Below are 23,269 nucleotides of genomic sequence, written 5' to 3' on the forward strand. Positions count from 1 at the left end.
GCCCTTCAGGATTCCCGGCGCAATGCCAGTACGCTGCCATCCGCGTCGGCGGAGATGTAGAGGGTTGAGTCCGGCCCGGCCGTGATTGCGGCGAACGGTCCCTGCGGGCCGGAGAACGGCGGCATTCCGCGCAGCGGCTTGGGGGTGACGCCGGCGGGTGCTCCCACCGGTAGATCCCAAGCGATGGTGTGGCGGGTGCGCGAGCCTAGATCGACTGCGACGAGTTGCTTTGCTCCGGAGTCGATGACGTAGACCTGCCGGTCGCAAATGGCCACGCCCTGCGGGCACTGCAATCCGTCCAACAAGGTGCCGGTATCGCCGAGCGTGAGCACCCGGCCGGCGCCGGCTTCGGTCACCACGCACCTCCCGTCGGCCGTGACGGCCACGCCAACCGGATCGCTGAGGCCCGATGCCATCACCTTGACCCCGTCCGGCCGGACCGACAGCACCCGTCCGGCGCCCCGCTCGGCCACGAACAGGGCGCCCGAACCCGCCACGGCCACCCCGTAGAGCTGGTCCAAACCCGTGGCCACCACCTCGCTTTCGGACGCCCAGGGACGGTAGCGCGCAACCTCGCCGTTGGACGTGGTCACCGCGAATTCGCCGGATCCCAGCGCGGCCACTCCGCGCAGAAACCCTGGGTACCCCGCCGAGAAGAGCATTCCGCCGACACGCAGGGTGCCGTCGGCGAGCAGAACGTAAAAGTAGGTGCCGTCGGCGATGTAGAGGTCGCCATCCGCGTCGACGGCCAACCCCAGCGGCCAGGTCAACCCGCCCGGCAGCGTGGTCCGCGTTTCTCCGGTACCGAGAATCTCGGTGATCTCGCCGGTGAAACTCGAAACGAACAGCCGCTCGCCGACGAAGGTCAGGTTGTCCAGACCCGGGTGCAGTGCCGCGAGCACGGTGCGATCTCCGGTGCGGGGATTGATCCGCAGCACCTCACCGCTGTGCACCTGGGTCGAGACGAGGTGGCCATGGGGGTCGAACTTCACCGCGTCGGGAACTCCGAGATCGCCGGCCACACACTGCGGGACACCGCCGTCGGGATCGATGCGCCAGATCTCGTTGGCGCCCATCACCGGGAAGTACAACAAGCCGTCCGGGCCGACCTCCATGGCGTTGGGCGAGGGCAGGTTGCGCGCCAGCACTCGGGGTGCCCCGCCGTTGAGGTCCAGCTCCAGCAGTCGCCCGCCGTCGCGGCATTCACCGACGAACAACCGGCCCTGGTGAAAGGTGATGCCGTTGGCTGACGGAATGTCGTCTCGAAGCACCCGGGTGTGGCCATCGGGCGCGCGCACGCTCACCCGGCCGTCCATCACCTCGGTGGCGTAGAGATTGCCGTCCTGGTCGAAGGCCAGGTCGTCGGGCGCGATGATCGCACCCCCCTTGGGGCAGACGGTGTCCAGCCGTCCGGTGCTCAGGTCCAGCGCGCTGATCTGGCTGCCGGTCACCTGCGCGATGTAGACCCTGCCATCCGGGCCGGTGCGCAACCCATTGGCGCCGAACAGCCGGCTGGGCGCGGTGAGCCGGGTCAGGGTCCAGCCTTCGGCAACGTTGGGTGCCCGCGTGACCGGGTAGCGGCCCGCGTGCTGCAACCGTCGGGTTACGGGTATCACTGCTCGGACCATAGCAATCGGAATCTGGTCCAGACAATAGCCGCGGCCATGCCGAACATTGCCCTTGACGAGGCCGCTAAAACGAGAGAATCATACTCTCTAATGAGTGCATGCCATTATCTTGTCCGGACAAATAGCGGCCAGGTCAATGACTGTTGATCTGCTGAGCCTCTCCGGGCGCGTCGTCGTGGTCGCCGGTGCCGCGGGTGGCGGTATCGGCACGGCGGTGACGCGCATGGTTGCTCGGGCGGGAGCGACGGTTGTCGCGGTGAGCCGTGGCCAGGACAATCTGGACCGCCATGTCGGTCCGCTGGTGGCCGAGGGACTGGCGGTGTTGCCGGTGGCCGCGGACGTTTGCACCGATGAGGGAATCGAGGCCACGTTCGAGGCCGTGCGCCGTGCCGACGGCGACTTGCACGGTCTGGTCAACGTCGCCGGCGGCGCCGACCCGTCGAGCTGGATGCCGAGCACCCGGGTCCGGCGCAGCGACTGGCATGAGCTGTTCGCCAGGAATCTGGAGGCGATGTTCTTCATGAGCCAGGCGATCGCCGCGGAACTGAAGAGTCGCCAGCGGCCGGGTTCGATTGTTTCGCTGTCCTCCATCAGCGGGATGAACGCCGCTCCCTTTCACATCGGTTATGGCACAGCCAAAGCCGCGATCGTGGCGGCGACCCGCACCATGGCCCTCGAACTCGCCTGCGACGAGACCGCGGCGGGATCCCCGATCCGGGTCAACGCGGTGGCACCCGGGGTGACCGAGACGCCGGCGTCGCACACCTATACCGACGTCGACCCCGAACGTGATCGCCGCGCCATTGCGATGGGGCGGCGGGGGCGTCCGGACGAGGTGGCCGGGGTGATCCTGTTCCTGCTCTCCGACCTGTCCAGCTACATCACCGGCCAGACGCTGCTGGTCGACGGCGGCCTGAACCTCAAATGGGGACATCTGGGTGCCGACAACACCTCGTTGTTCCTCAAGGACGAGTCGTTTCGGGCCGCGATCAAACGCTGGGACGAGGCCTGAGGTGACCGACCACAACGACGGGAGGGCAGAACCGATGGACGCGGCCCGCCACGACGATGTCGAGGCGACGTTGACCGGTGCGGTCACCTTCGGGGTCGACGCGTACACCTGCGCGGACTACGCCCGAGCCGAGCGTGACAAGCTGTGGCGCAAGGTATGGCAGCAAGTCGGCAGAGTGGAAGATCTTCCCAAGGTTGGCAGCTACCTCACCTACGACATTCTCGACGACTCGATCGTGGTGGTACGCAGCGCAGCCGACACCTTCAAGGCCCATCACAACGTCTGCATGCACCGAGGCCGTCGGCTCGTCGACATCCCCCCGGGAGCCAAAAACGTTTGCGGCCAAAAAAAGTCGTTCGTCTGCGGGTTCCACGGCTGGACCTACGGCCAGGACGGCAACTGCATCCACATCCCCGAGAAGCCGGACTGGCAAGGCGCGCTGACCCCGGAGAACACCCACCTGGCCGCGGTCAACGTCGACACCTGGGGCGGCTGGATCTGGATCAACATGGATCCGGCCGCGCAGCCATTGCGCCAGTACCTGGAGCCAGCGGCCACCATGCTCGACCCGTTCCGGTTGCAGGACATGCGCTGCAAGTGGCGAAAGTGGCTGACCTTCCAATGCAACTGGAAGGTGGCGATGGAGGCGTTCAACGAGACCTACCACGTCGCAACCACCCATCCGCAGTTCAACAAGTTCGGCAACTTCCGCGGCTGGGCGGCCGCCCACGGCCGCCACAGCAACATCGGCTACGACGCGCCGAAGGACCTGGCGCAGACCAAGTCCAAGATCCGGCTCGGAACCGGAGCCGATCCGCGGGTATCCACCGCCGAAATGCAGCGCTACACGCTCGAGGAGACCAACGCGACCACCACCAGAACGCTGGTGGACGCCGCGCTGCGTCTGGTCGAGGAGTTGCCCGAAGACGCACCCGCGGGTCAGGTACTCGATCACTGGCTGACGTCGGCACGGCGTGACGACGCCGCCCGCGGCGTGCTCTGGCCGACCATCGATCCCGAACACCTGGCCCAAAGCGGCACCGCCTGGCAGATCTTTCCCAACTTCCAGATCGGTCAAGGCCTCACCACCGCCCTGTGCTACAGCGCCCGGCCACACGGATACGACCCCGACCAATGTGTCTTCGAAGCGTCCTGCTACGAGCTGTATCCCAAAGGTGAAGAGCCGCAAACGGAGTGGGTCTACGCGCCGCCGGATGACCCGGGTTGGCGCAGCGTGCTGCCACAGGATTTCTCCAACATGGCCGCGGTCCAGCAGGGCATGAAGTCGGGGGGCTTCGGCGGCCCCAAGCCAAACCCGTACATGGAGCGCAGCACCGCCAACTTGCATCGCAACCTTGCCGAATACATGGGCACCGGCGCACCACGAGAACTCTGAAGGGGATCGGATCAATGAAGGTCAACATCGGACTTGGCGCCCACAATTCACTGGACTGGGAGCGGGTGCTCGCCGAGGACTACGATCGCCCGCCCAGCACTGCGGACTGGGAATGCGTCCAGGCCACGCTCGCGCTCGGAGACCTGGCCGAACCACTGGGCTTCGACGGCATCTGGTTGCCCGAGCACTGCGGCACACCGTATGGCATGACGCCCAACCCGATTCAGGCGCTGAGCTACTTCGCCGGAAGAACCGAGCGGGTCAATCTCGGCACGTTCGTGGCCGTGGCGCCCTGGTGGCATCCCATCCGGCTGGCTCACCAGATGGCCTACCTGGACATCATCTCCAACGGGAGATACACGACGCTTGGCATCGGGCGCGGGGTGTCCAAGGGGGAGTTCGCCGCGGTCGGCGTACCGCGTGAAGAAAGCCGGCAGCGGTTCAACGAAACCCTGGACATCCTCGCCCTGGCCTTCAGCGGAAAGCGGTTCGCCTATGAGGGCGAAATCTTCACCGTTCCAGAGATGTCGCTTCGCCCCGAACCCCTCAGCTCCGACCTCTTCGCGCGGATCTACAGCTCATCGTCTACCGCGGAATCCCTGGAGATCCTCGCCCGCCGCGGCATGGTCCCGCTGTTCGTGGGCAACAAGCCGATCGAGGATGCCGGGCGAGAGGTGCAGCAAGTGAACACCTTCCGTCAGGAGGAAGGACTGCCGCCGTGCCAGCCGAAGAATGTCATGTTCATGTACTGCACGGCCAACGCCGAGCAGGCCGCCGAATCCGAGGAGTGGATCTGGACGGCCAACCGCGATGTCACCGTGCACTACGGATTCGCCGACGCCTCGAACTTCAAGGGGGTCAAGGGCTATGAGGCCTATGCCGCACGTGAGGCCAGTGCGACTGCGGTGCTGGCCTCGTCGGTGACCGGTGACGCCAAGGGCGGTCCCCCTAAAACCCCCGGCTATCACGCATCGAACCTGCTCATCGGGACGCCGGAGGAGATCTACCACCGAATCACCGCCGCCCAGGCGGCGTGCTCGTTCTGCGAGCTGACCATCGTTGTGCAATTCGGCACCATGCCCTACGAGCAGGCGATGGCCAGCACTCGGCTGTTCGCCCAAGAGGTGCTACCCGCGGTGCACCGGATGGACGCACCGCTACACCCCGCGGCGCTGCCGGCCAACGCCCTGGCGTGACTGAGATGACCGCCCCTGACTGCCCACCCACCCAGACACCCGGCGACATCGACCTTCCCGCGCTGCGCGAGAAATACCGTCATGAGCGCGAGAAGCGGCTGCGCCCGGAAGGTTCCAGGCAGTACATCGAGCTGGTTGACGATTTTGCCGGATACTACGAAACCGATCCCTATTCGCCACCGCTACAGCGTGATCCGATATCGGCCGACATCGACGTGCTGGTACTCGGCGGTGGTTTCGGCGGTCTGCTCTGCGGTGCCCACCTGAAGAAGGCCGGCGTCGCTGACGTCAGGATCATCGAACTGGGCGGCGACTTCGGAGGCGTCTGGTATTGGAATCGCTATCCGGGCCTGCAGTGTGACAACGAGTCATACTGCTACATACCGCTGCTCGAAGAGCTGAACTACATGCCGAGCAAGAAGTTCGCCGACGGTAGCGAGATCTATGAGCATTGCCGGCGCATCGGCAAGCACTACGGCCTCTATGACTCCGCGATCTTCGGCACGCAGGTACGGGAGCTGCACTGGGATGAGGCGATCAGGCGCTGGCGCGTCGGCACCAACCGCGGCGATGACATCCGGGCCCGCTTTGTGGTCATGGCCTCGGGCCCGTTTCACCGGCCGAAGTTGCCGGGCATCCCGGGCATCAAAGATTTCCGTGGTCACAGCTTCCACTCGGCACGCTGGGACTATGAGTACACCGGCGGGGACAGCACCGGGGGGTTGACCGGGCTGGCCGACAAGCGCGTCGCGGTCGTGGGAACGGGGGCGACGGCTGTGCAGATCGTGCCGTTCCTGGGCCGGTATGCCAAGCACCTGTACGTCTTTCAGCGCACGCCTTCGTCAGTGGGGGAGCGCAACAACACACCCACCGACCCGGAATGGGCGAAGTCACTGCAGCCGGGCTGGCAGAAACAGCGGCAGCGCAATTTCCATTCCTGGACCTTCGAGGGGATGGCGCTGGGCCAACCCGACCACGTGTGCGATTTCTGGACCGAGCTGGGTCGCAATACCGCCGCGCGGGTGCTGGCGCTCGAGGATCCGGCCGCACTCGGCCCCGAGCAGTTCATGGCGATCCGTGAGGAAGAGGACTACAAAGTCATGGAGCGGCTGAGGCGCCGAATCCAGAGCATCGTCGATGACACGTCGACCGCCGAGGCGCTCAAGCCCTACTACCGATTCCTGTGTAAGCGGCCGTGCACCAACGACGACTATCTGCAGACGTTCAACCGGCCCAATGTGACCCTGGTCGACGTCTCGCAGACCAGGGGCGTCCAGCGGGCCACCGAAACGGGGCTGGTGGCCAATGACACCGAGTACGAGCTCGATTGCATCATCTACGCCAGCGGCTTTGAGATCACCACACAGATCAGCCGCCGCTACTCCATCGACGAGATCAGGGGCCGCGACAACGTGTCGCTGTTCGACTATTGGCGCAATGGGTACCAAACGCTGCACGGCATGACCAGCCGCGGATTTCCCAATCAGTTTTTCACCGGATTCACCCAGGTCGGCATCTCGGCCAACATCGCCGCCAACTACGAATTGCAGGGCGAGCACATCGCCTACATCATCGCCGAAGCGCTGGCCCGGGGTGCGACCGTCGTCGAACCCAGCCAGCAGGCACAAGACCAGTGGTGCAGAACCATTCGGGAAACCGCGATCGACAACACCCAGTTCGATCTCGAGTGCACGCCCGGCTACTACAACAACGAAGGCGGCGGCCCCGGTGCGGCCGAAGGCGAGGGAATCCGTTCCCACATCGGCGAACCCTACGGCCCGGGTTTTTACGCATTCGGTGATCTGCTTGCCCAATGGCGAAGCAAAGGCGATCTGAATGGCCTCATTCTGGAATCGTGATGACTGAACTCAGGTTCGACGATCGGGTCGCCGTGGTGACCGGCGCCGGCCGGGGCCTGGGCCGGGCGTACGCGCTGCTGCTGGCGGCCAGAGGGGCCAAAGTCGTGGTCAACGACACCGGTGGTTCGCTGGCCGGTGCCGGTGGCGACCCCGCTCCCGCACACCAGGTGGTGGCCGAGATCACCGCGCTCGGCGGGCAGGCGGCCGCGTCGCTGGACTCGGTGACGACACCCGCCGGTGGTCAGGCGATCATCGAAACCGCGCTCGAGCGCTACGGCCGGATCGACATCCTGATCCACAATGCCGGCAACGTGCGCAGCGCGCCGCTCAAGGAGATGAGCTACGAAGACTTCGATGCCGTCATCGACGTGCATCTTCGGGGCGCCTTCCACGTCGTGCGGCCGGCCTTCGGGTTGATGTGTGACCAACTTTACGGCCGCATCGTGTTGGCTTCCTCGATCGGCGGCCTGTACGGCAACCAGGGGGTCGCCAATTACGCCGCGGCAAAAGCCGGCTTGATCGGCTTGGCCAATGTCGCCGCAGTCGAGGGCGCGGCCAGTGGTGTTTTGTGCAACGTCATCGTTCCCTCCGCGGTGACCAGAATGGCTGACGGCCTGGATATTTCGTCGTACCCGCCGATGGGCACCGAGCTGGTGGCCCCGGTGGTCGGTTTGCTGGCGCACGAGTCCTGTCCGGTCAACGGTGAGATGTTGATCGCCATCGCGGGCCGGGTGGCGCGGGCGGTGGTCGCCGAAAGTCCCGGCGTGCAGCGCCTGTCCTGGTCGATGGAAGATGTTGCCGAAGGGCTCTACGCCATCCGAGATCTGGCCGCACCACTGGTCTTTCCCGTGGTCCCCAGCGGACATTCAGACCACATCCGCTACAGTTTCGAGTCGGCCGCGTGGGCGAATCGAGGAAGCGCGCACCATGTCTAATTGCGGGTCCGATTGCGACTCTAGTTTGGGGGCCGGTGCCGGGAAGCGCACCGGCCCGCTGTCCGGCGTGCGCGTCGTCGATCTCACCGCGATGGTGATGGGGCCCTACTGCACCCAGATCATGGCCGACATGGGGGCCGATGTCATCAAGATCGAGCCCCCGCAAGGCGACGACACCCGGTACGTCTCGGTTGGTCCGGCCGCCGGCATGAGCGGCGTGTTCGTCAACGTCAACCGGGGCAAGCGCAGCGCCGTCATCGACCTGAAGTCCGATTCCGGCCAGGCCGCCGTGCGGGCCCTGATCGAAGGGGCCGATGTCTGCATCCATTCCATGCGCGCCAAGGCGATCGCCCGGCTTGGGCTGAGCTATCCCGAGGTCGCCGCCATCAACCCGGCCATCGTCTACACCAACTGCTACGGATACGGCCGGCGCGGCCCCAACCGGGATCTGCCGGCCTATGACGACACCATTCAGGCGGCGTGCGGACTGCCGTCCGTGCAAGAGCAGCTCACGGGTGAGCCCAGCTACGTGGGAACGATAATGGCGGACAAGGTCGCCGGACTCACCGCGCTCTACGCGACCATGATGGCCCTGTTCCACCGGGAACGTACCGGGCAGGGCCAAGAGGTCGAGATCGGGATGTTCGAGGCCGTGGCGTCGTTCATGCTGGTCGAACATGCCAACGGCGCGATGTTCGATCCGCCGCTGGGCCCGGCGGTCTATCCCCGCACCGTGGCGCCCAATCGGCGGCCGTATCGCACCAGCGACGGCTACCTTGCCGCGCTGATCTACAACGACAAACACTGGGCCGCTTTCGTCGATGCGGTACGGCCCCCATGGGCCAGCGAGCAGTACGCCACCCTCGAGGGCCGGGCCCGCCAGATCGACACCGTGTACGCGCTGCTGGCCGAGACCTTTGCGGCGCGGACCACCCAGGAATGGCTGGATCTGCTCGAGGAGCTCGAGATACCCGCGTCAGCGCTGTCGAGTCCGGCGGAATTGTTCGACAACCAGCATCTGAATGCCGTCGGATTCTTCGAGACCATCGACACTGCCCACGGACCGGTTCGCTTCCCGGGAGTGCCGACCTGGTTCTCCCGGACCCCGGGCCGGGTATCGGGTCCGGCCCCGCAGTTGGGCGCCGATACCAGCGCGGTGTTGGAGGAACTGGGCATCAACGCTGCCGATGCGCAACCGGCCGGCCCGGCCTAGCCCGAAATAGCGGCCAAGTCGTCGAAAAACCTTGCTACACCTAGGCGTGTCTGCAAAAGGATCCACCGCTGCCGCATCTAAGCTTGCTGGGATCACGAGGAGGGGCAGCGACGTATCGGCAGCAACTTTGGCGCGGGGCGACAGGGTGCTCCGGGCACGCTAACAGCAAGCACTGAGCCGGGCGGGTATGACCCCGCGCCGGATTCTTCTGCTACCCGCAAACGTTGGATTGCTCCGGTGCGACGTGCGGGCCGCACCGCAATCTGGGACCGCGCGGGGCGACAGCGCGGAATTCCTGCGCTGGACGGCCTGCGCGCGGTGGCCGTCGCGCTGGTGCTCGTCGGGCACGGCGGCGTTCCGGGAGTGGGCGGCGGCTTCATCGGCGTGGACATCTTCTTCGTCCTGAGCGGCTTCCTGATCACCTCGCTGCTCTTGGACGAATTGGGTCGCTCCGGTCGGATCGATCTGACCGGATTCTGGATTCGCCGCGCGCGCCGGCTGCTGCCGGCGCTGGTGCTGATGGTGCTCACCGTCGCCGCGGCCCGCGAGCTGTTGCCCTACCAGGCGCTCACCGGACTGCGTAACGACGCGCTGGCGGCCTTCCTGTGGATGGCCAACTGGCGGTTCGTCGCACAGAAGACCGACTACTTCACCCAGGGCGCGCCCCCCTCGCCGCTGCAACACACCTGGTCGTTGGGGGTGGAGGAGCAGTACTACATCGTATGGCCGCTGTTGTTGATCGCGGTGACACTGCTCTTGGCGGCCCGGGCCAGGCGCTATTTCCAGCGGGCCACCCTCGGCGGCGTCCGGTTCACCATATTCGTGATCGGCACCCTGGGGGCCCTGGCCTCTGGCGCGGCGGCCATTGTCTTTGCGTCCGAGTCAACGCGTGACCGGATCTATTTCGGCACCGATACTCGGGCCCAGGCCTTGTTGGTCGGCGCCGCGGCGGCGGCGTTGTTGGTGCGCGATTGGACGGCGCTCAACCACGGCTGGTGCCTGGTCCGGACCCGGTGGGGGCGGCGCGTCGCCCGCTTTCTGCCGGTCATCGGGGTGGCGGGCTTGGCGGCGCTCACCCACTTTGCCACCGGAAACGTCAACGAGTTCCGCCACGGTCTGCTGATCCTGGTCGCCCTGGCCGCGGTCTTCGTGGTGGCGCCGGTTGCGCTGGAACAACGCGGAGCGGTCGCGCGTTTGCTGGCGTGGCGCCCGCTGGTCTGGCTGGGCACCATCTCCTACGGCATCTACCTGTGGCACTGGCCGATCTTTTTGGCCCTCAACGGCGAGCGCACCGGGTGGACCGGAATGCGGCTGTTCGCCGCGCGGTGTGCCCTCACCGTGGCGATCGCCGCGTTGTCGTGGTGGCTGTTCGAGCAACCGATCCGGCGCTGGCGCCCGGCGCGAGTACCGCTGCTACCCCTGGCGGCGGCCACCGTCGCCAGCGCGGCCGCCGCCACCATGCTGGTTATCCCGGTCGGCACCGGCCCGGGCCTGCGTGAGGTAGGCCTGCCACCCGGCGTTTCGGCGGTCGCCGCGGTCTCACCGTCACCGCCGGAGCCGGCCGCGCCGGGACCAGCCGCCGCGCCACGAGATCCGAACCGGCCATTCACCGTTTCGGTGTTCGGTGACTCGATCGGCTGGACCATGATGCATTACCTGCCCGCCACACCCGGATTCCGATTCATCGACCACACCGTCATCGGTTGCAGCCTGGTGCGGGGCACGCCGTACCGCTACATCGGTCAGACATTGGAGCAACGGCCGGAGTGCGATACCTGGCCCAGCAGATGGTCCGCCCAGGTCAGTCAAGACCGGCCCGATGTCGCGCTGCTGATCATCGGTCGCTGGGAGACCGTGGACCGGGTGAACGAAGGAAAGTGGACTCACATCGGAGACCCGACCTTCGATGGGTATCTCAACTTCGAATTGCAGCGGGCGCTCAAGATCGTCGGATCCAGCGGTGTCCGGGTGATGGTGGCCACGGTGCCCTACAGCCGGGGCGGCGAGAAGCCGGATGGCCGCTTGTACCCGGAGGACCAGCCGGACCGGGTCAGGCAATGGAACGACATGTTGCGCAAGACAGTTAGCCAACACCGAAACGTCGGGATCATCGACCTCAACAAGAAGCTGTCCCCAGATGGGGTTTATACGGCCAAGGTTGACGGGATTCAGGTGCGCAGTGACGGCGTTCACCTCACCCCAGAGGGTGTGAAGTGGCTGATACCGTGGCTCGAGGAGTCGTTGCGCTAGTCGTTAATCGGCCGTGCGACAGCTGATTTCCATGCTGTCGCTGCTTCTGGCGGGAAAGTTGAAGCTCACGTAGCCGTTGGCGGGGTCCCGGATGTAGTCCAGGTACGGCCGGGAACCGGCGGACTCGGTGTTGTCGGCAAGGATCAATGCACCCGCCGGCAGCACCGGCTCCAGCAGCCTGACGACGGGTAGGTACAGGTCTTTCCAGCCGTCGAGCAGCACGAATTGGACCGGTCCGGGCACGGTTGTCAGCGTCGCGAGCGCATCCCCTTCGGCGACGGTGATCACGTCGGCCAGCCCGGTGTCGGCGAAGGTCTGCTTGGCGGCGGCGATCTTGCTGGCGTTGAGTTCGGTGGTCACCACCCGGCCGCTGCCGTTGTCGCGAACCGCGGCCGCGAGATGGATGGTGGATATGCCGAAAGACATTCCGAACTCGACGACGGTCGTGGGTCGGATCGCACGGACCAGCGCATACATGAGTCGGCCGGCCTCCGGTGTCACCGGGATGTAGAACTCGCTCATCGCGTCGGCCCGTTGCTGCGCATCCCCAGACCACAGCCGTTCGATTTCAGCGCGTCGCTCGCGCAGCGCCGTCATTTCGTTTGCGGCTGCGGCGTACATCCGGTCCAGCGCCGCGGCGACTTTGGCGTCCTGCAAAGTGGTGCCCATGCCGGCGAGGGTAGGCCGCCACCATCGCCAGTGCCATCGTTGGTGGTGGCCGTTACCAAATAGCCGTTTGACGAGCAGCGGGTTTCGGTGCGAGCATGGTTCCCGCAAGCACCTCGGTAGGCGAGGCGTCTGCATGGATACAGGCCACTGACCCCGAACGTCGAGAGACGCCCCGGGTCAGGACAGCTCTTCCCGGCCTAAGGGTTGAGCCCAAGTGGCTTCCGGATAGTCCGGATACGCCGTGCAGTGCCGAAGCTCCCACGAGAGGGGTGCGTTCGACGATGCGTCGCCGTACGGTCATCCCTCTTGCATAGGTGATGTGACGACACCCCCGTGTGTCATGGCCGTGAGGAGGTGAGGGCGAGACATGAGTGACATCAGTCCGGGCGATAGTCCCTATCCGAAATCCGTCTTCCCCCGATCCGGTTCCGGCATTTCTTCTACCGCCTAAGCCTTGTCGGGCCTTCACCAGGATCTGTGCCCAATCCGTGGGGCACCAGCGCCATGAAGGCCCGGGACACCTTGACGCGTTGAATGACGTAAGCCGATCGGTTTTCCCACCAGGAGTAAGATCATGGCTTTGGTTGCTACACAACGTATTCCCTACATGACCGGTTTTCCGGGACGTTCGCTGCTCAGTGCGGGCCGGCGGCTGACCAACAAGTGGTCCGCCCACTTCGTCCTGACACCGCAGGAGCGCGCCAACCGCTACGTGTCCAGGATGCCGATCGCGGTGGTTACCGCGTCGCTGGGTGGACATCCAGATCTGGGCACCAACAACTACCGCTAATTCCCTGAGCCGCAACGAACTCGGCGGCGGACGCTGACCCGGTGTCCGTCGCCGGGAGTGGCTTGCGCTGTCCGGTTCGCCACCCCTGTATCGATAGCGAGACGTTGATGACCTCGATATCCACTTCGCGTCGCGGTGCCCCGAATTCCGCTGTGCACTCCGCCGACGCCGCCGTCCTGGATTCGGCCCATACCGGCGACATCGTCGGTGCGTTCGGCCGGATCCGGCGGGATGGCGACGGCGTAGCTTCCCGGCGGTGGCAGCGTCTGCGGACCCTGATGGTCATCAGCGGTCCCGGGCTGATCGTGATGGTCGGCGACAACGACGCCGGTGGTGTCGCCACTTACGCTCAGGCCGGCCAGAACTACGGGATGACCCTGCTCTGGACCCTGGCCTTGCTGATCCCGGTGCTGTACGTGAACCAGGAAATGGTGTTGCGCCTGGGTGCGGTCGTAAGGGTCGGGCACGCGCGGCTGATCTTCGAGCGCTTCGGCAAGTTCTGGGGCGCGTTCAGCGTCGGCGACCTGTTGATCCTCAATGCGCTGACCATCGTCACCGAATTCATCGGCGTATCAATGGCCCTCGGCTTTCTCGGCTGCCCGAAGGCGGTCGCCATCCCGGCCGCCGCGGTGCTGTTGTTCGCGGTGGTCGCCGGCGGCTCATTTCGCCGCTGGGAGCAGATGATGTTTCTGCTGATCGCGGTGAACGTGGTGATCATTCCGATGGCGCTACTGGTGCATCCGACGTTCTCGGGGACGGTGGGTGGTTTGGTGCCACGCTTCCCCGGAGGACTGGACTCCACGGTGCTGTTGCTCATCGTGGCGATCGTCGGCACCACGATCGCACCATGGCAGTTGTTCTTTCAGCAGTCCAACGTGGTGGACAAGCGCATCACGGCGCGCTGGATTCCCTACGCACGAGCGGATCTGGTACTCGGCATCGTCGTGGTGATCGTCGGGGCGACAGCGCTGATGGCGGTGACCGCATTCGGCCTGGCCGGCACCTCCGACGTCGGCCACTTCAGTGACGCGGGCGCGGTCGCAACGAGTTTGACCAACCACTTCGGCTCCACCGTGGGCATCCTGTTCGCAGTCGTGCTACTCGACGCATCGCTGATCGGCGCGAACGCCATCGGGCTGGCCACCACCTATGCCGTCGGCGACGCGATGGGCAAAAGGCACTCGCTGCACTGGAAGATCAGTGAGGCCCCGCTGTTCTACGGCGGCTACGCGGCGCTACTTGCGATTTCAGCCGCGGTAGCGTTCAGCCCCGACTACGTGCTCGGCTTGGTGACCCAGGGTGTGCAGGCCCTCGCCGGCATCCTGCTACCGTCGGCAACGGTATTTCTGGTGTTGCTCTGCAACGACCATGCGGTACTGGGTCCGTGGGTAAACACCCTGCGGCAGAACATCATTGCTTGGACCACGGTCTGGTGTCTGGTCTTGCTGTCGCTGGCGCTGACGGTAACGACCTTCTTTCCGCGCCTGTCGACCGCCGCCATCGAGATAGGTCTGGTGGCCGGCGCGGCGATCGGCATGATGGGTGGCGCTGCGGTGCTTATCACCGGCCGCCGGCGCAGCGACCGACGCGACGCGGAGGCCATCTCGAAATCCCTGGGCGGCGGGCTAGATCCCGGGGAGGTCGATGAGATCAACGACGCCAAGTTGCTCAGCCGTGCCGAACGGCGTGCCATTCGCCAACAGGACCGGGCCCAGTGGTGTACCCCCAATCTGACCGACCTTGCCCGCCCGGCCATGTCGCAGGCACACCGGCTGGGCCTATTCACCCTGCGGGCCTACCTCGTGGTCGCGGTGGTGCTGGTGGTTGTCAAGGTGGTGCAGGCCGGGATCGGCTGACCGGCCGGATGATTCAGCCGGCAGCCAGCACCGTTGTGCGCGCCGGAAAGACTAGCCGACCACCTCGATCGGATCGCCGACGTTGACGCTGTCGAAGTACCACGCCGCGTTATCCGGGCTCAGGTTGATGCACCCGTGGCTCACATTGGCGTAGCCCTGTGAGTTCACCGACCACGGCGCCGAATGGACATACACTCCGCTCCACGTGACCCGAACCGCGTAGGAGGCGGTGATCATGTACCCGTCCGACGAGTTCAGCGGGATGCCGATGGTGCGGGAGTCCATGACAACGGTGCGCTCTTTGGACAAGGCGGTGAAGCTGCCGATCGGAGTGGGGCGACTGGGCTTGCCCATCGACGCCGGCATGGTGCGCAGCACGTCACCGTTGCGGCTGACGGTGAAGGTGTGCGCGGAGATGCTGGCCACACCGAGCAGCTCGTCACCGGTCTCGAAGCCGGTGGTCAGTTCCTGCACCCCCACCGAAACGCGCGTGTGGGTGGGCCAGTATCGGTCCGGCACCCACTGCACGACGTTGCTTTGGACCCACTGGAAGTGTCCGGTCATGTTGCTCGGTGAAAGGACGTGAATGGTCCGTTGGGCGGCGCGGCGGTTGGTCACTGGCGCGGTGAACGTCACCACCACGGGGTGCGCCACTCCTACCACCGCGCCGTTCGCGGGCAACACCGAAGCAACGCCCGGAATCGGCTCTGCGGCCGGCAGGGCCGCGGTGGCGGGACTGCCCGCTGCCACGACCGCCAATACTGTAATCGCAACCATAACGAATAGATAACGAATTATTCGACGCATGGCGTCCGCCCTTCGAGATGGTGCGAGCAACTAAACGCATTCTAGTTGTTAGGTGCCCACTCGCGGGGTGTAGCAAACAATTCTCAGTAAGCCTGGGGGTCGGGATTCGGGCCCATATTCGGGGTCTCGGGTGAAACTCCTCGGTGCGCCGAAAATCAATCCGGAATTGACGTTGACGCAGATTCCGGGGTCGGATTCGCTGGTAGCGATACCGATTCCGCGTACGTCCGGGCTGGCTCGTCGCGCCGCGCCTGCGGTCCAAACGCGCTGCGGGGTAACGAGAACCGCCCAATGGCGCGCGGATCTTGTCGCGACGGTGCAGGACCTGGCGGCCCAATCGGGGACCGGCGGGCGACAACGGTCCGGCGGGGGCGGTAGCCTCAGCGAATCGGTACCCATGACCGAGGAGGTGTCAGTGCTCTTCCGTCAACTGGAGTACTTCGTCGCGGTAGCTCAGGAACGCCACTTCGCCCGGGCGGCGGAGAAGTGTTACGTGTCGCAGCCCGCCTTGTCCTCGGCAATCGCCAAGCTCGAACGTGAACTCAACGTCACCTTGATCAATCGGGGCCACAGCTTCGAGGGGCTCACCCCGGAGGGTGAGCGGTTGGTGGTCTGGGCCAAGCGGATCATCGCCGAGCACGACGCCTTCAAGGCAGAGGTGGACGCGGTGCGATCGGGGATCACCGGAACGCTGCGTTTGGGCACCGTTCCGTCTGCCTCGACAACTGCGTCGCTGGTGCTGTCGGACTTCTGCTCGGCGCACCCGTTGGTGAAGGCGCAGATCTGTTCCCGGTTGGCGGTCACCGAGCTGTACCGGCGGCTGCGTGACTTCGAGCTGGACGCCGCCATCGTGTATACGTCCTCCGACGATGGTCATGACGTTGACTTGGTGCCGCTGTACGAGGAGCGCTATGTGCTGCTGGCGCCGCCGGAGATGTTGCCCCCTGGCGTGTCGACGCTGAGCTGGCTCGATGCCGCGCAGCTACCACTGGCCCTGCTCTCCTCGGATATGCGAGACCGGCAAATCATCGACGCGGCCTTCGCCGACCACGCCATCACGGTCAGTCCGCAGGTTGAAACCGATTCCGTTGCTTCGCTGTTCGCTCAGGTCGCCACGGGGAATTCGGCGTCCATTGTGCCGCACACCTGGCTATGGACCACACCCGCGGGCGGTGAGATACGCCCGGTCCAACTGGTCAGCCCGGTGGTGAAAGCCCAGGTCGCCTTGGCTACCAGTTCCACCGGGCCTGGATCTCCCGTCGCCAGGGCGCTGATGACCAGCGCCCAGGGGCTCGCGTTGGATGAGTTCTTCCAAACGCGGCTGATGGAGATCAGCCGCCGGCGCTGACCCGCGCTGGGGTGGCCGCGCTAGTGGGATTCAGGCTGGCTAGGTGCCCGCTCTCCACACCGGCGGCCGGGTCGAGTTCGCAGTCGATGACGGTGGGTCCGTTGGATGCGAGCGCCGCGGTTAGCGCCGACCGCAGCTCAGTCGGGGTGGTGACGTGATATCCCTTGCCGCCGAATGCTTCTGCGATCAGCTCGTGGCGTGCGTGGGCGCTCAACACAGTGGGGGCGGGGTCGTTGGTACTGGCGTCTGTGGCCTGGGCCTTGGTGGCCTCGTCGCCACGGTAGACGCCGCCGTTGTTGAGGATGACCACGGTGACGGGAAGGTGGTAGCGGCAGATGGTCTCGACCTCCATGCCACTGAAACCAAATGCACTATCCCCTTCGATTGCGACGACGGGCCGGCCGGTCTCCACCGCGGCCGCGATGGAGTAGCCCATGCCGATACCCATCACCCCCCACGTTCCCGTGTCGATACGGTGACGCGGCAGCTGCATGTCGATGACATTGCGGGCCAGGTCTAGCGCGTTGGCGCCTTCATTGACCACATACACGTCGGGATTATCTTGCAGCACAGTGCGAATGGCGCCAAGCGCGTTGTAGAACCGCATCGGGTGCGGATCCTCGGCCAAGCGTTGCAGCATTTTTGCTTCGTTGCGTGCCTTGCGTTCGGCGAGCTCGGTGGTCCACGGGGCCCTGGTCGCGATCGGATGCCGGGCCAGGCCGTCGGACAATGCCGCCATCACCGAGCCGATGTCACCGGTCAGTGGCGCGGCAATCGGGCGGTTGCTATCGAACTCCGATGCCGCGATGTCGACCTGGATGAACTTGGCGTCGGCCGACCACTGCGGTGACTCGCCGTGGCCGAGTAGCCAATTCAGCCGAGCCCCGATCAGCAGGACAGCGTCGGCGCGGGCGATGGCAAGCGAGCGAGCCGCCCCCGCGGAGCACGGATGCGAATCCGGCAGTAGCCCCTTGGCCATTGACATGGGCAGGAACGGAATTCCGGTCGTCTCGATGAACTCCCGGATCGCGTTGTCGGCCTGTGCGTATGCCGCGCCCTTGCCCAGCACGATCAGCGGACGTTGGGCCTGGCTGAGGATGGTCAGTGCGCGATCGACGGCCTCGGGTGCAGGCAACTGCCGCGGGGCCGGGTCGACGAGGCGCCAAACGGTCGCCGCGGCGGCCGTCGCGTCCATCGCCTGACCGAGTACCTCGCCGGGGACGTCGAGGTAGACCCCGCCCGGGCGGCCCGAGATCGCGGTGCGCAACGCGCGGGCAATGCCAAGCCCGATATCTTCGACCCGATTGATCCGGTACGCGGCTTTCGCGAATGGGCGGGCCGCGTTGAGCTGGTCGATCTCCTGATAGTCGCCACGTGCCAGATCCACGATCGCCCGCTGGCTGGACCCGGAAATCTGGATCATCGGGAAGCAGTTGGCGGTTGCGTTGGCCAGTGCGGGCAGCGCGTTGAGGAAACCCGGGCCCGACGTGGTGAGGCACACCCCGGGCCGGGCGGTCAGGAAGCCTGCGGCGGCCGCCGCGTTGGCGGCGGAGGCTTCGTGGCGGAATCCGATGTAGCGGATTCCGCGGGCCTGCACGGTGCGCGCCAGGTCGGTGATGGGGATGCCGACGATTCCGTAGATCGTGGCGACGTCGTTGGCTTTGAGTGCGTCGGCCACCAGATGGAAACCATCGGTCAATCCGCCTGCGGCTGTCGCGTCGCTGGGAGATGCCGATTGTGTGGTCATGGTGGCGACTCCTCGGGTGTGTTGGTGGCCGGTGGCTTGATCACCACTCTTATCGGGTGCCCCCGCTGTGTCCAAGACCGGTTCTCTATCCGACGATTCACTCCGTCTATCGAGCGGCGGCCACGGCGTAGGCCGGCACCACCGCGACTCGATAGCCGTCGGCTATCGACTGGTAGCCGGTCAGTATTGGACAACGCGTACCGATCACCGGCAGGGTGCTGATCAGGTGCCAACTGCACCGGTAATACCTGGAGGGAGTGCACGCGATGGCATCGGACTCGATCACCAGCGGCCAGGCAGTGGCCGCGCACGTCGGGACCCAACCCTGCGACTCGGCCGCCGGCCCTCGGCTGGCGGACCTGGTGGAGCTGGCGGCGGCCCAGCTGCCGGAGGCAACCGCGGTCATCTTCACCGCCGATCGTGTCGCGGTCAGCTATCGCGACCTGGTCCGCCTGGTCGACGACCTCGCCGGGCAGCTGACTCGGGCCGGCCTGCGGCCGGGGGAGCGGGTGGCGTTGCGCTCGGGCAGCAACCTCGAGTTCGTGGTCGCGCTGCTGGCCGCGTCACGCGCGAATCTGATCGTCGTTCCGCTGGATCCGGCGCTGCCGGTCGCTGACCAACGCGCCCGCGCCGGGGCCGCAGGGGCACGCGTGGTGCTCATCGACGGCACCGGACCCGGCGACCGGGATGAACCGGCGGTTCGATGGTGGCCGATCGCGGTGAGTGTGGCGCGCGATACCGGCATCCTGTCGGTCCATTTGGACGCCGCCGGCGAGCCCACCGCGGTGGCGTCGGCGCCCCAGGGGCTGCGGGCCGACGACGCCATGATCATGTTCACCGGGGGAACCACGGGGCTGCCGAAGATGGTTCCCTGGACGCGCGCCAACATCGCCACCTCGATACGGTCCATCATCGCGGGATATCGGCTGAGCCCACAGGACGCGACGGTTGCGGTGATGCCGCTGTACCACGGCCACGGCCTGATGGCCGCGTTGCTGTCGACCCTGGTCTCGGGGGGCACGGTGCTGCTGCCGGCTCGCGGAAAATTCTCGGCGCACACATTCTGGGACGACATTCACGTCGCGCACGCCACCTGGTACACCGCGGTGCCCACGATCCACCAGATCTTGTTGGAGCGCGCGAAGACGCAACGGGAAGCCGACTCGTCCGGCCGGACTCGCGCCGCATTGCGCTTCATCCGCAGTTGCAGCGCGCCACTCACGCCCGAAACCGCGCAAGCGTTGCATGACGAGTTCTCCGCCCCGGTGTTGTGCGCATTCGGCATGACCGAGGCCACCCACCAGGTGGCAAGCACCGGTGTCGAGGGCAGCGGCTGCGACGAAAACCCCGCTGAGTCAACCGGTCTGGTCGGTCGATCAACGGGGCCCGAAATCCGGATCGTCGGGCCCGACGGGCATCCGGTCGGGCCCGGCGCCGTCGGCGAAGTCTGGTTGCACGGCCCCACGGTGGTGCGCGGCTACCTCGGTGACCCGAAGATCACCGCGGCAAACTTCACCGACGGCTGGCTACGCACCGGCGACCTCGGAACCCTGTCGCAGGCGGGCGACCTCAGCATCCGCGGCCGGATCAAGGAACTGATCAACCGGGGCGGGGAGAAGATTTCCCCGGAACGCGTCGAAGGGGTGCTGGCCAGCCACCCCGGGGTGCTGGAGAACGCGGTCTTCGGCGTCCCCGACGCGCTCTACGGGGAAGCGGTCGCGGCGGTGATCGTGCCGCGTGAGCCCGCGCCCACTGCGCAGGAACTCACCGAATTCTGCCGGGAGAAGCTGGCGTCCTTCGAAATTCCGGCCACCTTCCAGATGGCCAGTGAGCTGCCGCATACCGCGAAGGGGTCGCTGGACCGGCGCGCGGTGGCCCAACAGTTCGGCGGGCAGGCCTAGTAGGGTCCCGGCGCCGAAGCGATGGAACCCCAGGCGGCCTGCGCGCCGGAATCGCCGACCCGGTAGGTCGCGACGAGCGTGGCCGCGGCGGCGACGATCACCAGCGCGGTGATCGTCAGGCGCGTCGCGGTGTTGACCGCACGCCCCCGTTCCCGGCGAACATGCATGACCACCAGCAGGGCGACGGCCAACGCCTGGACCGCCATGAAATAGGTCAGGGTCTCACCGAGTTCTTGGTGCTTTTCTACCAGCGGTGACGGGCCCAGCCGAGCCTGAAGCCATGCACCGGCGTCAGCGGTGATCGGGGTCGCGATGAGTGTGATGACCGCCAGCAGCAGCGTCAGCCAGACAAATCGCTGCCGTGCCGGTGTCCACAAGGCACACACGATGGCCAGGATCGCGGTCAGCGGACCCAGCACCACGACCAGGTGATTGAGCAGGATGTGCGCGGGCAGTCCGTTGATGGTCGACATGAATCCGCCGGGCCGCTATGCGTGAGTCTTCACGCGGGCGGCGGCGGATTCGGGCATCGGCTCATAGCGGGCGAAGGAGCGGGTGAACGACGCCGCCCCGTGGGCCAGGGAGCGCAAATCGATGGCGTACCTGGTCAATTCGACCTGCGGCACCTCGGCCTTGACCACCGTGCGTTCGTGGCCCACCGTGTCGGTGCCGAGCACCCGGCCGCGACGTCCGGACAGGTCGCCCATGATGGTGCCGACGTAATCGTCGGGCACGAGCACCGCGATCTCGTCGATCGGTTCCAGCAGCGTCACCCTGGTCGCGGCGGCCGCCTCTCGCAGCGCCAGTGAACCGGCCATCTGGAAGGCGAAATCCGATGAGTCGACGCTGTGGGCTTTGCCGTCGAGCAGCGTCACCCGGATGTCGACAACCGGGTACCCGGCGTGCACGCCCTTGTCCATCTGGGCTCGGACGCCCTTCTCCACGCTGGGAATGAACTGACGTGGCACCGCTCCACCGACCACCTTGTCGAGGAACTCGAACCCCGAGCCCTCCGGAAGCGGTTCCACTTCGATGTCGCAGACCCCGTACTGGCCGTGCCCACCGGACTGCTTGACGTGCCGGCCGTGCCCCTTGGCGTTGCCGCTGAAGGTTTCGCGCAACGGCACCCGCAGCTCGACGGTGTCGACGGTGACGCCGTATCGGTTGGCGAGCGCGTCGAGTACCACGCCGGCATGGGCCTCGCCCATGCACCAGAGCACGATCTGGTGGGTCTCCTGGTTCTGCTCGATGCGCAGCGTTGGGTCTTCGGCGGCCAGCCGGCTCAGTCCGACCGCGAGTTTGTCCTCGTCGGTCTTGGCATGGGCTTCAATGGCCATCGGTAGTAGCGGCTCCGGCATGGTCCAGGGCTTCAGCACCAGCGGTTCGGACTTGTCCGACAGGGTGTCGCCGGTTTCGGCCCGGCTCAGCCTGCCGATCGCGCAGATGTCACCGGCCACCACTTTGGTGGCCGGACGTTGCTGTTTTCCGAGCGGAAACGACAGCACCCCGATGCGTTCGTCCTCGTCGTGGTCAGGGTGTGTGCTGGCGGCCGCGCCGTTCCCGTTGGCACTGCCGAAAAAGGATGAGAAGTGACCTGACACGTGAACCGTGGCATCGGGCTTGATGGTTCCGGCGAAGACCCGGACCAGGCTGACCCTGCCGACGTAGGGGTCCGACGTCGTCTTGACCACTTCGGCGAGCAACGGCGAGTCAACGTCGCAGGCCAAGTCGGCGTGGGTGGCGCCCTGTGGGGTGAAGACCTCCGGCAGCGGATGTTCGCGGGGCGAGGGGAAGCCCCGCGTGGCAACTTCGAGCAGTTCCAGCGTGCCGACACCGGTGCTGGCGCACACCGGGATCACCGGAAAAAACGAGCCCCGCGCAACGGCCTTCTCCAGATCCTCGATCAGGATCGATTCGTCGATCTGCTCGCCACCGAGGTAGCGCTCCATCAGCGACTCATCCTCGGACTCTTCGATGATTCCCTCGATCAGGGACCCGCGGGCCTCCTCTATCCGGTCGGCGTCCGAAGCTCCGGGTGCCGTCTCGCAGCGCGTGCCGTTTGCGTAGGCGTACTGGGTTTGGGACAACAAGCCGATCAAGCCGTCGCTGGTCGGTAGATACAGCGGCAGTACTTTGTCCCCGAACGCGATCTGGGCGGCAGCCAACGCCTCCGCGTAGTTCGCTCGCGCGTGGTCGAGTTTGGTGATCACCACCGCCCGCGGCATGCCAACCTGGCTGCATTCTTGCCAGAGCGACTTCGTCGGCTCGTCCACACCCTCGTTTGCCGCGATGACAAATAGCGCGCAGTCCGCGGCGCGCAGCCCGGCGCGCAGTTCACCCACGAAGTCGGCATAGCCGGGGGTGTCGACCAGATTGACCTTGATGCCCTGGTGTGACAGTGCGGCGACCGCCAGGCCGACCGAGCGCTGTTGACGGATCTCCGCTTCGTCGAAGTCGCAGACCGTGGTGCCGTCGGTTACCGAGCCGGGGCGAGAGAGCACTCCGGCGGACACCAAAAGCGCTTCTACGAGGGTGGTTTTCCCGCCCCCGGACGGTCCGACCAGAACCACGTTGCGGATAGCGTCCGGACCTTCGGCGGTAGGCGCAGTTCCCGAACCCGAGGAACTACCCGCTCTGTCGGCCATGACTTGCCTCCCGTTCT

General features: G+C 66.0%; 17 protein-coding genes and 1 riboswitch. Of the genes, 11 read left to right on the top strand and 6 right to left on the bottom strand.

Annotated features, from left to right (window positions below):
* Positions 1–5: 5 nt before the first annotated feature.
* Positions 6–1,628 carry an NHL repeat-containing protein gene (locus CCUG20998_RS01405; RefSeq protein ID WP_020731393.1) on the bottom strand — a complete coding sequence of 541 codons (1,623 nt, stop codon included), beginning with the start codon at positions 1,626–1,628 and terminating at the stop codon, positions 6–8.
* Positions 1,629–1,764: 136 nt separating this feature from the next.
* Between CCUG20998_RS01405 and CCUG20998_RS01410 the strand changes: the two genes are divergently transcribed.
* The 7 genes from CCUG20998_RS01410 to CCUG20998_RS01440 all read left to right on the top strand — a co-directional run bounded on the left by CCUG20998_RS01410 (position 1,765) and on the right by CCUG20998_RS01440 (position 11,489).
* On the top strand, positions 1,765–2,640 hold the full coding sequence (locus tag CCUG20998_RS01410) for an SDR family NAD(P)-dependent oxidoreductase (RefSeq protein ID WP_020731394.1): 876 nt from the start codon (positions 1,765–1,767) through the stop codon (positions 2,638–2,640).
* A 34-nt stretch (positions 2,641–2,674) separates the two neighbouring features.
* The gene (locus CCUG20998_RS01415) at positions 2,675–4,036 is read left to right on the top strand and encodes an aromatic ring-hydroxylating oxygenase subunit alpha (RefSeq protein WP_020731395.1); all 1,362 of its coding nucleotides are present in this window, start codon (positions 2,675–2,677) and stop codon (positions 4,034–4,036) included.
* 14 nt (positions 4,037–4,050) lie between these two features.
* Positions 4,051–5,232, top strand: coding sequence for an LLM class flavin-dependent oxidoreductase (locus CCUG20998_RS01420; RefSeq protein WP_020731396.1), 1,182 nt, complete (start codon positions 4,051–4,053; stop codon positions 5,230–5,232).
* A 5-nt stretch (positions 5,233–5,237) separates the two neighbouring features.
* Entirely contained in the window at positions 5,238–7,091 is a 1,854-nt protein-coding gene (locus tag CCUG20998_RS01425) for a flavin-containing monooxygenase (protein ID WP_020731397.1), read from the top strand.
* Positions 7,091–8,026 (top strand): SDR family NAD(P)-dependent oxidoreductase, encoded by a 936-nt coding sequence (locus tag CCUG20998_RS01430; protein ID WP_020731398.1) that lies wholly within the window; start codon positions 7,091–7,093, stop codon positions 8,024–8,026. Before CCUG20998_RS01425 ends, CCUG20998_RS01430 begins: the two co-directional genes overlap by 1 nt.
* Positions 8,019–9,239 carry a CaiB/BaiF CoA transferase family protein gene (locus CCUG20998_RS01435; RefSeq protein WP_051173413.1) on the top strand — a complete coding sequence of 407 codons (1,221 nt, stop codon included), beginning with the start codon at positions 8,019–8,021 and terminating at the stop codon, positions 9,237–9,239. The genes CCUG20998_RS01430 and CCUG20998_RS01435 overlap by 8 nt, the downstream gene beginning before the upstream one ends.
* 237 nt (positions 9,240–9,476) lie before the next feature.
* Positions 9,477–11,489, top strand: a complete 2,013-nt coding sequence (locus CCUG20998_RS01440) for an SGNH/GDSL hydrolase family protein (RefSeq protein ID WP_012392298.1) — start codon at positions 9,477–9,479, stop codon at positions 11,487–11,489.
* Positions 11,490–11,492: 3 nt separating this feature from the next.
* On the opposite strand, the gene CCUG20998_RS01445 is transcribed toward CCUG20998_RS01440, so the two are convergent.
* A complete protein-coding gene (locus CCUG20998_RS01445) occupies positions 11,493–12,158 on the bottom strand; it encodes an O-methyltransferase (protein WP_012392299.1) in 666 nt (221 codons plus the stop codon).
* Positions 12,159–12,263: 105 nt separating this feature from the next.
* Positions 12,264–12,434: riboswitch (M-box (ykoK) riboswitch) on the top strand.
* A 298-nt stretch (positions 12,435–12,732) separates the two neighbouring features.
* Between CCUG20998_RS01445 and CCUG20998_RS01450 the strand changes: the two genes are divergently transcribed.
* Both CCUG20998_RS01450 and CCUG20998_RS01455 read left to right on the top strand, forming a co-directional pair.
* Entirely contained in the window at positions 12,733–12,948 is a 216-nt protein-coding gene (locus CCUG20998_RS01450; protein ID WP_012392300.1) for a hypothetical protein, read from the top strand.
* Positions 12,949–13,055: 107 nt separating this feature from the next.
* Positions 13,056–14,804, top strand: coding sequence for an NRAMP family divalent metal transporter (locus CCUG20998_RS01455; RefSeq protein WP_020731400.1), 1,749 nt, complete (start codon positions 13,056–13,058; stop codon positions 14,802–14,804).
* Between the two features lie 51 nt (positions 14,805–14,855).
* Here CCUG20998_RS01455 and CCUG20998_RS01460 read toward each other — a convergent pair whose 3' ends face one another.
* A complete protein-coding gene (locus CCUG20998_RS01460) occupies positions 14,856–15,611 on the bottom strand; it encodes a L,D-transpeptidase (protein WP_020731401.1) in 756 nt (251 codons plus the stop codon).
* 415 nt (positions 15,612–16,026) lie between these two features.
* On the opposite strand from CCUG20998_RS01460, the gene CCUG20998_RS01465 reads away from it, so the two are divergent.
* Positions 16,027–16,959, top strand: coding sequence for a LysR family transcriptional regulator (locus tag CCUG20998_RS01465; RefSeq protein ID WP_036451764.1), 933 nt, complete (start codon positions 16,027–16,029; stop codon positions 16,957–16,959).
* On the opposite strand, the gene oxc is transcribed toward CCUG20998_RS01465, so the two are convergent.
* Positions 16,943–18,706: an oxalyl-CoA decarboxylase gene (gene oxc, locus CCUG20998_RS01470; RefSeq protein ID WP_020731403.1), complete on the bottom strand. Its 1,764-nt coding sequence runs from the start codon at positions 18,704–18,706 to the stop codon at positions 16,943–16,945. The genes CCUG20998_RS01465 and oxc overlap by 17 nt on opposite strands.
* Before the next feature lie 266 nt (positions 18,707–18,972).
* On the opposite strand from oxc, the gene CCUG20998_RS01480 reads away from it, so the two are divergent.
* Entirely contained in the window at positions 18,973–20,607 is a 1,635-nt protein-coding gene (locus CCUG20998_RS01480) for a FadD7 family fatty acid--CoA ligase (protein ID WP_103653833.1), read from the top strand.
* On the opposite strand, the gene CCUG20998_RS01485 is transcribed toward CCUG20998_RS01480, so the two are convergent.
* Together CCUG20998_RS01485 and CCUG20998_RS01490 are read right to left on the bottom strand one after the other, a co-directional pair.
* Positions 20,604–21,080 carry a DUF2231 domain-containing protein gene (locus CCUG20998_RS01485; RefSeq protein ID WP_020731407.1) on the bottom strand — a complete coding sequence of 159 codons (477 nt, stop codon included), beginning with the start codon at positions 21,078–21,080 and terminating at the stop codon, positions 20,604–20,606. The two genes, CCUG20998_RS01480 and CCUG20998_RS01485, sit on opposite strands and share 4 nt — an antisense overlap.
* 15 nt (positions 21,081–21,095) lie before the next feature.
* A complete protein-coding gene (locus CCUG20998_RS01490) occupies positions 21,096–23,252 on the bottom strand; it encodes an elongation factor G-like protein EF-G2 (RefSeq protein WP_012392307.1) in 2,157 nt (718 codons plus the stop codon).
* Positions 23,253–23,269 lie beyond the last annotated feature (17 nt).

Source organism: Mycobacterium marinum (genome assembly GCF_003391395.1).
Taxonomy (GTDB): domain Bacteria; phylum Actinomycetota; class Actinomycetes; order Mycobacteriales; family Mycobacteriaceae; genus Mycobacterium; species Mycobacterium marinum.